General features: G+C 64.1%; 11 protein-coding genes. 8 read left to right on the top strand and 3 right to left on the bottom strand.

Going from position 1 to position 11,968, the window contains the following annotated elements; translation table 11 throughout:
* Positions 1–87 precede the first annotated feature (87 nt).
* The gene (purN, locus tag ABY454_RS07640; RefSeq protein ID WP_372929590.1) at positions 88–750 is read right to left on the bottom strand and encodes a phosphoribosylglycinamide formyltransferase; all 663 of its coding nucleotides are present in this window, start codon (positions 748–750) and stop codon (positions 88–90) included.
* Positions 750–1,832: a phosphoribosylformylglycinamidine cyclo-ligase gene (purM, locus tag ABY454_RS07635; RefSeq protein WP_372929617.1), complete on the bottom strand. Its 1,083-nt coding sequence runs from the start codon at positions 1,830–1,832 to the stop codon at positions 750–752. The genes purN and purM overlap by 1 nt, the downstream gene beginning before the upstream one ends.
* Positions 1,833–2,074: 242 nt before the next feature.
* Here purM and ABY454_RS07630 point away from each other — a divergent pair, with 242 nt between their 5' ends.
* From ABY454_RS07630 to ABY454_RS07600, 7 genes are all read left to right on the top strand, one after another.
* Complete coding sequence (locus ABY454_RS07630) at positions 2,075–2,686, top strand: CDP-alcohol phosphatidyltransferase family protein (RefSeq protein ID WP_372929589.1); 612 nt, start codon at positions 2,075–2,077, stop codon at positions 2,684–2,686.
* Complete coding sequence (locus tag ABY454_RS07625) at positions 2,683–3,360, top strand: hypothetical protein (RefSeq protein WP_372929588.1); 678 nt, start codon at positions 2,683–2,685, stop codon at positions 3,358–3,360. The genes ABY454_RS07630 and ABY454_RS07625 overlap by 4 nt, the downstream gene beginning before the upstream one ends.
* A gap of 109 nt (positions 3,361–3,469) precedes the next feature.
* Entirely contained in the window at positions 3,470–5,650 is a 2,181-nt protein-coding gene (locus tag ABY454_RS07620; protein ID WP_372929587.1) for an RNA degradosome polyphosphate kinase, read from the top strand.
* Between the two features lie 4 nt (positions 5,651–5,654).
* Positions 5,655–7,175 carry an exopolyphosphatase gene (ppx, locus tag ABY454_RS07615; RefSeq protein ID WP_372929586.1) on the top strand — a complete coding sequence of 507 codons (1,521 nt, stop codon included), beginning with the start codon at positions 5,655–5,657 and terminating at the stop codon, positions 7,173–7,175.
* Between the two features lie 113 nt (positions 7,176–7,288).
* On the top strand, positions 7,289–8,206 hold the full coding sequence (locus ABY454_RS07610) for a DnaJ C-terminal domain-containing protein (RefSeq protein ID WP_372929585.1): 918 nt from the start codon (positions 7,289–7,291) through the stop codon (positions 8,204–8,206).
* Positions 8,206–8,532: a MerR family transcriptional regulator gene (locus ABY454_RS07605; protein WP_372929584.1), complete on the top strand. Its 327-nt coding sequence runs from the start codon at positions 8,206–8,208 to the stop codon at positions 8,530–8,532. Before ABY454_RS07610 ends, ABY454_RS07605 begins: the two co-directional genes overlap by 1 nt.
* Positions 8,533–8,535: 3 nt before the next feature.
* The gene (locus ABY454_RS07600; protein WP_372929583.1) at positions 8,536–8,730 is read left to right on the top strand and encodes a DUF2905 domain-containing protein; all 195 of its coding nucleotides are present in this window, start codon (positions 8,536–8,538) and stop codon (positions 8,728–8,730) included.
* On the opposite strand, the gene rnd is transcribed toward ABY454_RS07600, so the two are convergent.
* A complete protein-coding gene (gene rnd / locus ABY454_RS07595) occupies positions 8,698–9,867 on the bottom strand; it encodes a ribonuclease D (protein WP_372929582.1) in 1,170 nt (389 codons plus the stop codon). The two genes, ABY454_RS07600 and rnd, sit on opposite strands and share 33 nt — an antisense overlap.
* 274 nt (positions 9,868–10,141) lie before the next feature.
* On the opposite strand from rnd, the gene aspS reads away from it, so the two are divergent.
* Positions 10,142–11,920 (top strand): aspartate--tRNA ligase, encoded by a 1,779-nt coding sequence (aspS, locus tag ABY454_RS07590; RefSeq protein WP_372929581.1) that lies wholly within the window; start codon positions 10,142–10,144, stop codon positions 11,918–11,920.
* Positions 11,921–11,968 lie beyond the last annotated feature (48 nt).

Raw genomic sequence — 11,968 nt, 5'->3', positions numbered from 1 at the left:
GGATTGTCCATGGTTGGGAACGCCGCATGTTGAGCTGGGTCAACATGCGCTGTCCAATCTTCCATCTTAGGTCCGATGGCGCGAGGATCAAAGCGTGCCGGGAAGTGGCGGCGAAAAGAGGGCATTTTCGCCCTCCGGCCGTGAAATTCCGACCACATGCTCCCCCTCCACGCGGACGTCCCCCGAGGCGACCAGCCGGAGCGCGTGGGGGTAGAGCTTGTGCTCCGCCGCCAGGACCCGTGCGGCCAGGCTATCCTCGGTATCGTCTGGGGCAACGGGTACGGCGGCCTGGGCCACGATCGGGCCGTCATCCATGGCCGCGCGCACAAAATGGACCGTGCAGCCGGTGATTTTGGCGCCCGCCTCCACGACCCGCGCGTGGGTATTGAGTCCCTTGAAGGCCGGGAGCAGGGAGGGGTGGATATTGAGATGGCGGTTCAGCCAGCGGGTCACGAAGTCCTCCGTCAGAAGCCGCATGAAGCCGGCATTGCACAACAGATCCACGCCCGCGCCGTGGAGAGCCTCATCCAGCACGGCCTCGAAACCGGGGCGGCTCGCGAAGGCCTTGTGGTCGACCACCTGCGTTGGAATGCCCGCATCGTCGGCCCGGGCGAGACCTTGCGCGCCCGCTACGTTGGAGACGACGAGTGCGAGCTTCGCCGGGTAGTCAGGCGCCTTGGCCGCCTCGATCAGCGCCTGAAGGTTGCTGCCGCGCCCGGAGATGAGGACGCCGACGCGCTTCTTCGTCATCACGCGCTCCGCTTTCCATCGAGCCGGACGGCTGCGCCGTCTCCGCGCTGAACAAGGGTGCCGATCACGACCGCTTCCGCCCCGAGGGCGTCTCGCACGCGCGTCGCATCGTCCGCGGCCGCGACGGCCACCATGCCGATCCCGCAATTGAAGGTGCGGTACATCTCGAGGGGGTCGAGCCGCGCCTCCGCCTGGAGCCATTCAAACACTGGCGGCAGGGGCATGGCGCTTTGGTCAATGGCGGCGGTGAGACCTGCAGGCAGGACGCGCGGTAGATTGTCGATCAGCCCGCCGCCGGTGATGTGGCATAGCGCCTTCACCGCCCCCGGATTTCCGCGAATCGTATCAAGGAGCTGGCGGACATAGATCCGTGTCGGGGTGAGGAGCGCTTGGCCGAGCTTCAGGCTCGGCGCAAAGGGGGCAGGATCGTCCCACCCAAGCCCGCTCGCCGCGACGACCTTGCGGACCAGCGAGAAGCCGTTGGCGTGAACCCCAGAGGAGGGGAGCCCGATCAGCACATCGCCCTCGGCGAGGTCGGTGCGCGGCAAGAGGCTGTCCCGTTCCACGGCGCCCACGGCGAAGCCGGCCAGGTCGTAGTCGCCCGGCTCATAGAGGCCGGGCATCTCGGCGGTCTCCCCGCCGATCAGCGCGCAGCCGGCCTCGGCGCAGCCTTGCGCGATGCTCCCCACGATCGTCTCGGCGACGCCGACATCGAGCGCACCGGTCGAGAAGTAGTCGAGGAAGAACAGCGGCTCGGCGCCTTGCACCACGAGATCGTTCACGCTCATGGCGACAAGGTCGATGCCGATCCACGCGTGCAGCCCCGTCTCGATGGCGAGCTTGAGCTTGGTGCCGACGCCGTCGGTGGCGGCGACGAGAAGCGGGTCCTTGTAGCCACAAGCCTTGAGGTCGAAGAGGCCGCCGAACCCGCCAAGGCCGCCAAGGACGCCCGCCCGCTTGGTCTTGGCGGCCAGGGGCCCGAGCTTTTCGACCAGCGCATTGCCGGCATCGATATCGACGCCCGCGTCACGATAGGTCAGCGGCTTGCCGTGTGGGTCTGGGCTTTTGGATTGCGGGGGCAGTTGAGCCACTCGTGGTGCAAGTTCGAAGGATTTGGCATAACAATCGTGCCGGACGGGAGCCGTCAAGGCGGAAAGGCCTCACAGGCGACGCATTCCAACCGTTTCAGGCAATTAGACGTGGCTGCTCGCAGATTGAATCCCCACATGGTGCTGACTTTCGTCACGCGCGGCGCCGGGCCAATTCACCGGCGGAATCTGCTAAAATCCACTTTGGGACGGCCGGATTATTTGGAGAACTGCTGGTGAATATCCCCAACACACTGACGCTCGCGCGAATCGTGGCCGTGCCGCTGCTGGTGTGGCTCATCATCGATAATGAGATGCTTGTGGCGTTTGGGGTGTTCGTGCTGGCCGGGCTCTCCGACGCGGCCGACGGGTTCCTTGCCAAGCGCTATGGCTGGCACACCGAACTCGGCGCCTATCTCGATCCCATCGCGGACAAGGCGCTGCTCGTGACGATCTTCGTCACGCTTGGGCTCGCGGGCCATTTGCCGGTGTGGCTGGTGATCGCCGTGGTGAGCCGGGACATTCTTATCGTCGGCGCCGTGCTGCTCGCCTGGATGATGTCGCGGCCGATCACCGTGAAGCCGCTGCTTATCAGCAAAGTGAACACTTGCGCGCAGATCGCGCTGGCAGGCGTGGTGCTGGCGGAACTCGGCCTCGGACTCGGATTGGACTGGCTCATCTGGCTGCTGATCTGGGTGACCGGGACCTTCACCATCCTTTCGGCCGCCGCGTATTTCTGGGCATGGCTCCAACATATGAACAGCTACGAGCCGGAACCGGGCGCCATCCGGCGCCGCCGCAGAGAAAGCAAGGTTCGCGCCCCCCGGACGCGGGCCAGAGCCTCGTGAGCCTCGCTCAGCTTGCCTTCGATCTGCCGCACCGCGCCGCGCTCGGCGCGGAGGACTTCCTTGTGAGCGATTGCAACGCCGCGGCTGTCAAGCTGGTCGACGCGTGGCCGCAATGGCAGGACCAGGTGCAGCTTCTGACCGGGCCGCCGGCAAGCGGCAAGACGCATCTCGTTCGCGTGTGGCAGGGACGCGCCGGCGCCATCGCGCTCGATCCGGAGAATCTGGGCATCGAGGTCATTGATCGGCTTCCCGCCAGCATGCCTGTCGCGGTGGAGGACGCCGACCGCGCGGGCTACGACGAGAAGAGCTTGTTCCATCTGCTCAACCTGGCGCGCGAGAAACGCCTCTTCGTGCTGTTGACGTCGCGGAGCAGCGCAAACCGCTGGGAGGTCGGGTTGCCCGACCTTGCCTCGCGGCTCAGCGCCGTTCCGGTCACGGAGATCGGCGTTCCCGACGAAGCGCTGCTGCGGACCGTGATGCTCAAGCATTTCGCCGACCGGCAGCTCGACATCGATCCCAAGGTGCTGGAGTTCATGGCGGTACGGATCGATCGTTCCTTGGAGGCCGCCGCGGCGGCCGTGGAGGCGGTGGACCGGGTGGCGCTCCGCTCAGGCCGCAAGATCAGCCGCCAATTGGTGACCGAGACGCTAGAGGGTGAAGTTAGCGATAAGTGACGCAGCGGATTGATGTTTTCCGTAACGCAAGTGATACATTTGACAGAGTACCATGCGCTTGGAACAACCCCCTAGGAGGGGTGAGGCGCAGGTCTTCACGAGGATATCGATGAACATTTCTGAACAGGTCGGACCCGATGGCGCTGCTGCCCGCATTGCTGCCTTCGGGCCGGACCGCTTCTACAACCGGGAACTGTCCTGGCTGAATTTCAACAAGCGTGTGATGGAAGAGGCCGGGAACGAGCGGCAGCCGCTATTGGAGCGCCTGCGCTTCCTATCGATCTCGGCCAACAATCTCGATGAGTTTTACATGGTGCGCGTGGCAGGCTTGCGCGCGCAGGTCGTCGCCGGCATCGAAACGCCTAGCCAAGACGGACTGACGCCCACAGAGCAGCTCGACCGCATCAACGAGTCCGTCGCCGACTTGACCGCGAACCAGCAGGAGACCTGGGTCACGCTGGAGGCGCTTCTCGGCGAGGCGGGAATTCATGTGCTCAGCGCCGATCAGCTCGCCGGCCAGGAACGGACCTGGCTCGAGGACCATTTCCTCAACCACATCTTCCCGGTGTTGACGCCGATCGCCGTCGATCCGGCTCACCCGTTCCCGTTCATTCCGAATTTCGGTTTTACGCTGGGACTGGAGCTGGTGCGCGAAGGGTCGTTCCGGACCATGCACGCGCTGCTTCCCATCCCGCCGCAGCTCGACCGGTTCATCCGCCTTCCCGCAGAGGAGGGGAGCAAGGAGGCCATCCGCTTCATTCGGCTGGAGACGGTGGTCGGCATTTTCGTGTCGAGGCTCTTCCCCGGCTATCGCGTGAGAAGCCAAGGCGCGTTCCGGGTCGTGCGCGACAGCGACATCGAGGTGCAGGAAGAGGCCGAAGATCTGGTGCGCGTGTTCGAGTCCGCGCTGAAGCGCCGGAAGCGTGGATCGGTCATCCGGCTGGAGATGGAGGCCACGATGCCCTCGCGTCTCCAGCGCTTCGTCATGCAAGAGCTGAAAGTCTCCGAGCGCGAAAGCTTCGTGCAGAAGGGGCTGATCGGTCTTGCGGACACGAACCAGCTCATCGTCTCCGACCGGCCCGATCTCAAGTTCCAGCCTTTCGTCAGCCGGTTCCCGGAGCGTATTCGTGAGCATCACGGCGATTGCTTCGCGGCCATCGCCAAGAAGGACATCATCGTCCATCACCCGTACGAGTCGTTCGACGTGGTGCTTCAGTTCCTGAAGCAGGCCACGGCCGATCCGGATGTTGTGGCGATCAAATGGACGCTTTACCGCACCAGCAAGACCTCGCCGATCATCGAGGCGCTGAAGGACGCCGCCGAGGCCGGCAAGTCGGTCACGGCGGTGGTCGAGCTGAAGGCGCGGTTCGACGAGGAAGCCAACATCAAATGGGCGCGCGATCTGGAAAGCGCGGGCGTCCAGGTGGTCTACGGCTTTATAGAGCTGAAGACCCACGCCAAGCTGAGCCTGATCGTCCGCCGCGAGCGCGGCGAACTCGCCACCTACTGTCATGTGGGCACCGGCAACTACCACCAGGTCACGGCCAAAATCTATACGGATCTCTCGTTCTTCACGGCTGACCGGGTGGTCGGCAACGACCTGTCGCGCATCTTCAATTACGTGACGGGCTACGCGGAGCCGGCGGAGCTGGAGGACATGGCGGTGTCGCCGCACGGCATCCGCGCGCGCATCCTCGACCACATTCGCGAGGAGATGTACCACGCCAAGGCCGGCCGGCCCGCCGCCATTTGGATGAAGATGAACTCCCTTGTGGATCCCGAGATCATCGATGGGCTCTACGAGGCGAGCCAGGCCGGGGTGGAGATCGACCTCGTGGTCCGCGGAATTTGTTGCTTGCGGCCCGGTGTGCCGGGGCTCTCCGACAACATCCACGTAAAGAGTATCGTCGGCCGCTTCCTGGAGCACTCGCGCATCTATTGCTTCGGCGCCGGTCACGGGCTTCCGCATCGCAAGGCTGTGGTCTATATCAGTTCTGCCGACATGATGCCGCGCAACCTGAATCGCAGGGTGGAGGCCATGACACCGATCAAGAACCCAACGGTGCACGAGCAGATACTCGATCAAATCATGGTGGCGAATCTCAAGGACAACCTCCAGAGCTGGCGTGTGATGCCCGATGGCAGTTCCCAGCGCATCGAGGTGGAGCCGGGGCAGGAGCCCTTCAGCGCCCAGAACTACTTCATGACCAATCCGAGCCTGTCTGGCCGCGGCACGTCCTTGACGGAGAACATGCCGCCGCGATTCACGCGTCCAGTCGAGAACGTCTAGTCGCATGGCCTCGCGCAACGATCGAGGCCCAGTCGCCGTTGTCGATATCGGCTCGAACTCGGTGCGTCTCATCGTCTACGACGACGCGATTCGTTCCCCGGGGCCCATCTACAACGAGAAGGTGCTGTGCGGGCTCGGGCGGTCCATCGCCAGTTCGGGCAAGCTCGATACCGAAGGCGTGTCGCGGGCGCTCAGGGCGCTTAGGCGTTTCCGCTCCCTGGCCGACCAGTTGAAGGCCGAGCGAATCGAGGTCATTGCCACGGCGGCGGCGCGTGAGGCCGAGAACGGGCCCGAGTTCATCGCCCAGGCGGAACGCATCCTCGGCCGGCAGGTCACGGTGTTGTCGGGCACGATGGAAGCGGAGCTTGCCGCACTCGGTATCATCGCCGGCATCTACGCGGCGGACGGTTTCGTCGGCGATCTCGGCGGCGGCAGTCTCGAGCTCATCGACGTACGCGGCGGGCGACTCTCCGACGCTATCACCATGCCGCTTGGCGGCTTGCGGCTGATCGATGAGTCCGGCGGCAATATGAAGAAGGCGCGGGAGATCGTCGATAGGGCCTTTTCCAAGCTGGACTGGCTGGAGAAGGGCCGGGGGCGCGATTTCTATGCCATCGGCGGTACGTGGCGGGCGCTCGCGCGGCTGCACATGACGCAGACCAACTATCCTTTGCGGGTGATGCACAACTATCGCATCGAGGCCGACGAGGCGCTGAAATTCGCTTCGCTGCTCGACCACCAGTCGCAAAGTTCGCTTGCCGGCATTCGCGACATCTCCAGCGCCCGGCGAGAAACCATTCCCTACGGTGCCTTGGTGCTTGAACGGCTCATGAAGCAGATGAAGCCGCGCGCCATCGTGGTGTCCGTGCTCGGTATCCGCGAAGGCCTGCTCTACAACCTGTTGAGCGACGAGGAACGTGCCAAGGATCCGTTGATCGAGGCGTGTGCCTACCTTGCCAAGCAGCGCTCACGCTCGCAGCAAAACGCTTGGGAGCTCAGTGCCTGGACCGAGCCGTTATTCCGCATGCCGGGGCCCGTGGAAACGCCGGAGCAGACCCGGCTGCGGCAGGCGGCGTGCCTGCTGTCGGATATCACTTGGCGGGCGCATCCCGATTACCGCGGGGCCCAGTGTCTCAATATGGTGGCCCATGGCGATTTCGTCGGCGTGGACCATCCGGGGCGCGCCTTCCTGGCGCTCGCCGCCTACTACCGCAATGAGGGGGTGATCAAGAACGACGAGTTGAGCCAGCGGTTGGTGGAACTGGTCGACAAGGAAGCGCTGAAGCGTGCCCGCATCCTGGGTGCGGCCTTCCGCGCTGCTCATATGGTCACGGCGGCCATGCCGGGTGTTCTGCCCCATACGCCGCTCAGCTATGAAGGAAACCGCCTCATCTGGCAGTTGCCGGAGCCCTACGCGAACCTTGAGGGTGAGCGGGTGGAGCGGCGTTTCAAGACGCTCGCCAATCTCCTGGACCGGGAGCCTGAGATCAGGGTCGGGGCGCCGTTCCAGCTGGCGGCGGGCTAGGTTTGTCATTCACGCGAACGCGGGAATCCAGTAACAACAAGTTTGAGTTCAAGCCGGGCATGACAATCCACGCCCTGACCGGCGACATTCACTCCAGCCGTTAGAATGGGTCGATGGCAGAGGATCTCTATTCCGAACTTGGCGTGTCCAAGACCGCGAAGGCCGGTGAAATCACCAAGGCTTACCGCAAGCTCGCCAAGAAGCTGCACCCGGATCTCAATCCGGGGGACAAGGCGGCTGAAGACAGGTTCAAGAAAATCTCCCACGCTTATTCGATCCTGAAGGATCCCGATAAGCGCGGGCAGTACGATCGCGGCGAGATCGATGCGAGCGGACAGGAGCGCCCCGAGGCCCGCTACTACCGCGAACATGCCGGCGGTCCGGAAGGCGCGCGCTACCGTTCCTCGGCGGGTTTCGAGGACATGGGCGACTTCAGCGATCTGTTCGGCGATATGTTCACTGGCGCGCGCGGCGGCCGCCGTGGCGGCGCGCAGTTCTCCATGCGCGGGCAAGACGCGCAGTACCATCTCGACATCAACTTCCTGGATGCCGTCAACGGCACTAAGACGCGGATCACGCTGCCCGATGGCGGCACGCTCGACGTGACCATTCCGCCCGGCGTCAGCGAAGGGCAAGTGCTGCGGCTCAAGGGCAAAGGCATGCCGGGGATGGGCGAGGGGCCTCCGGGCGATGCGCTTGTGGAGATTGGCGTTCGCGGTCACCCCGTGTTCACCCGTGAGGGCAGCGACATCGTGGTCGAGGTGCCGATCAGCTTCGACGAGGCGGTGCTCGGCGGCAAGGTCGAGGTGCCGACGATTAGCGGGCGCGTCGCGGTGACAGTGCCCGCGGGCTCCAACTCGGGCCAGACGCTGCGCCTCAAGGGCCGCGGCGTGAAGGGCAAAGGCGATCAGTTGGTGAAGCTGACCGTGATGATGCCTGAAACGATCCATGACGACTTGAAGCGCTTCGCGGAAGATTGGCGCAAGAGCCATGCATACGATCCGCGGAGCAAGCTGAAGGAGCAAGCGTGATGCCGACCGAGCACGATGTCGTTGCGCGCGTTCACAGCCTCACGGTGACCCGGCTGCGGATTTGGGTGAGTCAGGGACTCATCAAGCCGGCGGACGAGACCGCGCGGAGCTATTCCGAAACGGATATTGCGCGCGCCGATCTCATCTGCACGCTGGAGGACGAGCTTGGGTTTGACGAGGAGGACGTGCCGGTGCTGCTTAACCTGATCGATCAGATTCACGGATTGCGTTCGGAACTGCGCGGACTTCTTGAAGTCCTGGACGAGCTTCCCTCTGACATGCGCAGCACGGTGCGCATGCGCATTGAGAACCGGCGGCGGGGTTAAGCCATGCGGGCGGGCATAATCGTCTTTTATGTGTTGCTGGTCATCTTGCTAACCATGGCCAGCGTGCAATACGGCTTGGGCCGGCTTCCCGGCGACATCGTCGTGGACTTAGGGGATTTCTACTTCTACCTGCCGTTCACGACGGCGCTCATCGTTGCCACGCTTCTAAGCGTTGTCTTCTGGATCTTCCGCCGGTAGCACCCGTACCGCGCCCTTCCGGATTGCGAGAGACAAGTCTCCGCGCTTCAGAGCAAGGGCGTCTTCCCCGAACAGCTTGCGCCGCCAGCCGCGCAAAGCGGCCGCGTCCGCATCGTCGGAACGGGCAATCTGCTCCAGATCGTCGGACGTAGCGATGAGTTTCGGCGCCACGCCGTGGCGTCCCGCGGTCGCTTTTAGCAACACGCGCAAGAGATCGACGATCGCCTGCGCTTCCGGCGGCATGGGCTCGCCACGTCGAAGCGGCGGGACTGTGCTGGGATCACGGTCGAGGCCCTTCTGCACCGTCTCCAACACGGCGCGGCCGCGCTGCGAGCGGGCGAAGCCGTTGTGCAGCGAGCGCAAGGATCCGAGATCCTCCGCCGTGCGCGGGGCTTGACCGGCGATATCGTAAAGCGCCTCGTCTTTGAGGATGCGTCCGCGCGGTACGTCTTGGGTCTGCGCTTCGCGCTCGCGCCAAGCGGCCAGCTCCATCAGGATCGCCAGCGCCTTCGGCGTCTTGATCCGCATCTTGAGCCGGCGCCAGGCATGCTCGGGGTGAGCCTCGTACGTCGCGGGGTCGGTCAGCACCCCCATCTCCTCGCTGAGCCAGCTGGCCCGCTCGGACTTGTCGAGCTGCGCGCGGAGCTTGGGGTAAAGGTCGCGGAGGTAGGTCACATCGCCGAGCGCATAGGTCAGCTGCCGGTCGGTGAGAGGGCGGCGGCTCCAGTCGGTGAAGCGGGAGCTCTTGTCGAGGTTGTGCCCCAGCAGCCGCTTCACCAACATCGAATAGCTGACCGCCTCGCCGAAGCCGCACACCATGGCCGCGACTTGCGTGTCGAAGATCGGTTGTGGCACGACGCCCGCCAGGTGATGCACGATCTCAATGTCCTGGCGCGCGGAGTGAAAGACCTTCAGCACGCTCTCGTCGACCATGAGGTCGAAGAAGGGCTGGAGGTCGAGATCGGGCGCCAGGCTGTCGATCAGGATCTCGGTCTCGCCGCCGGCGATCTGAATGAGGCACAGGCGCGGCCAGAAGGTCTGCTCGCGCATGAACTCGGTATCGACGGTGACGAAGGAAGCGGTGGAGAGCTTGCCGCAAGCCGCCGCGAGGTCCTCAGTACGGGTAATCAAATCCATGGGGGGCGGGTATAGCCTACCGTCCGGCACCCCGTAACCGGGCAATGTGGGAATTTTTCGGACAGGGCCGGGGGCCGCAGATGCGGTCAATGCCGGAAATTCCCCGAAAGCAGGCGATATTCGCCTGATGCGCGCGCGGGCCCCTGGCTCGCCTGCCGTCCCATGCCGAGGCGAAGGGCCGCGCTGGAGGCGCCCGCCTTGACAAGGGCGCGCTTCCTGTGCGGTGTTCCGCGGCACCGAAGCTGACCTCCCACCCTTGAGTCCTTTCAGAGCCATGCACGCTTATCGCACCCACACTTGCGGCGCGCTCCGCAGCGACGATGTCGGCACGTCCGTCCGTATTTCCGGCTGGGTGCACCGGATTCGCGATCATGGCGGCCTATTGTTCATCGACCTGCGCGACCATTACGGCATCACCCAGATCGTGGCCGATCCCGATTCGCCGGTTTTCGCCGCGGCCGAGACCCTGAAGCCCGAATGGGTCGTCAAGATCGACGGCAAGGTGGTGGCGCGCTCCGAGGACACCATCAACCCCAACCTGCCCACGGGCCAGGTCGAGGTGCGGGTCGAGGGGCTTGAGGTCTTGTCGGAATCGGCCGAACTCCCGCTGCCGGTGTTCGGCGAGCCGGACTATCCGGAAGAGACCCGGCTCAAAAACCGCTTCCTCGATCTTCGCCGGGAGACGTTGCACAACAACGTCATGAAGCGCGCGGAGATTATCGCGTCCTTGCGCCGGCGCATGGTCGAAGCGGGCTTCTTCGAGTTTCAGACGCCGATCCTGACGGCCTCGTCGCCGGAAGGCGCGCGCGACTATCTCGTGCCGTCCCGCGTGCATCCGGGCAAATTCTATGCGCTGCCGCAGGCACCCCAGCAATTCAAGCAGCTCATTATGATGGGCGGCTTCGACCGCTACTTCCAGATTGCGCCGTGCTTCCGCGACGAGGATGCGCGCGCCGACCGCAGCCCAGGCGAATTCTACCAGCTCGATCTGGAGATGAGCTTCGTCACCCAAGAAGACATCTTCGAGACGGTCGAGCCGATCTTGCGGGCGCTGTTCGAGGAGTTCGCCGACGGCAAGCCAGTGACGCAGGACTTCCCGTGCATTCCGTACGCGGAGTCCATGCGCAAATACGGCACCGACAAGCCGGACTTGCGCAACCCGATCGAGATGCAGGACGTCACGGACCACTTCCGCGGCTCCGGCTTTAAGATCTTCGCGGGCATGATCGAGAAGGACGCGAATGCGCGCGTCTGGGCGATCCCCGGCAAGGGCGGCGGCTCCCGCGCGGTATGCGACCGCCTGAATGCCTGGGCGCAAGGCGAGGGCCAGCCGGGTATGGCCTATATCTTCTACCGTGAGGGCGAAGGTGCAGGACCGGTGGCCAAGAATGTCGGGCCGGAGCGCACCGCGGCGATCCGCGAGCAGCTTGGCCTTGAGGACGGCGATGCGGTGTTCTTCGTTGCCGGGCTCCCAAAAGAGTTTGCCGACTTCGCCGCGCAGGCGCGGGTCAAAATAGGCGACGATCTGAAACTCTCGGCGACGGACCGCTTCGACTTCTGCTGGATCGTCGACTTCCCCATGTTCGAGTGGAACGAGGACGAGCAGAAGATCGACTTCTCCCACAACCCGTTCTCCATGCCGCAAGGCGGACTTGAGGCGCTCGATGCCATCGAGCCCGAGGAGATCCTGGCTTACCAGTACGATCTCGTGTGCAACGGTGTGGAGCTGTCCTCCGGCGCGATCCGGAACCACAAGCCGGAGATCATGGAGAAGGCCTTCGCTATTGCCGGCTATCCCAAAGAAGAGCTCGAGAATCGCTTCGGCGGCATGTTGCGCGCGCTGCAATACGGCGCACCGCCCCATGGCGGCATCGCGCCGGGTATCGACCGCATGGTCATGCTGCTGTGCGGCGAGGAGAACTTACGCGAGGTGGTCATGTTCCCCATGAACCAGCAGGCCGAAGACCTGCTCATGGGAGCGCCGTCCGAAGTGTCGCAAAGACAGCTTCAGGACCTCAGCATCCGCATTTCTCTGCCTAAAGCAAAAAAATAGCGAACCGTCTTGTGTCTGGCGCGTTTCGCGTCAGTTGCATGACAACGC

Source organism: Methyloceanibacter sp. (genome assembly GCF_041573655.1).
Taxonomy (GTDB): domain Bacteria; phylum Pseudomonadota; class Alphaproteobacteria; order Rhizobiales; family Methyloligellaceae; genus Methyloceanibacter.
This window is presented reverse-complemented; position numbering and strand designations above follow the sequence as displayed.

What these genes read in the sequence shown, in the direction of transcription:
- purN (WP_372929590.1), bottom strand. Translation starts at nt 750, where the DNA reads ATGACGAAGAAGCGCGTCGGCGTCCTCATCTCCGGGCGCGGCAGCAAC.
- ABY454_RS07620 (WP_372929587.1), top strand. Translation starts at nt 3,470, where the DNA reads ATGAACATTTCTGAACAGGTCGGACCCGATGGCGCTGCTGCCCGCATT.
- ppx (WP_372929586.1), top strand. Translation starts at nt 5,655, where the DNA reads ATGGCCTCGCGCAACGATCGAGGCCCAGTCGCCGTTGTCGATATCGGC.
- ABY454_RS07610 (WP_372929585.1), top strand. Translation starts at nt 7,289, where the DNA reads ATGGCAGAGGATCTCTATTCCGAACTTGGCGTGTCCAAGACCGCGAAG.
- ABY454_RS07605 (WP_372929584.1), top strand. Translation starts at nt 8,206, where the DNA reads ATGCCGACCGAGCACGATGTCGTTGCGCGCGTTCACAGCCTCACGGTG.
- ABY454_RS07600 (WP_372929583.1), top strand. Translation starts at nt 8,536, where the DNA reads ATGCGGGCGGGCATAATCGTCTTTTATGTGTTGCTGGTCATCTTGCTA.
- rnd (WP_372929582.1), bottom strand. Translation starts at nt 9,867, where the DNA reads ATGGATTTGATTACCCGTACTGAGGACCTCGCGGCGGCTTGCGGCAAG.
- aspS (WP_372929581.1), top strand. Translation starts at nt 10,142, where the DNA reads ATGCACGCTTATCGCACCCACACTTGCGGCGCGCTCCGCAGCGACGAT.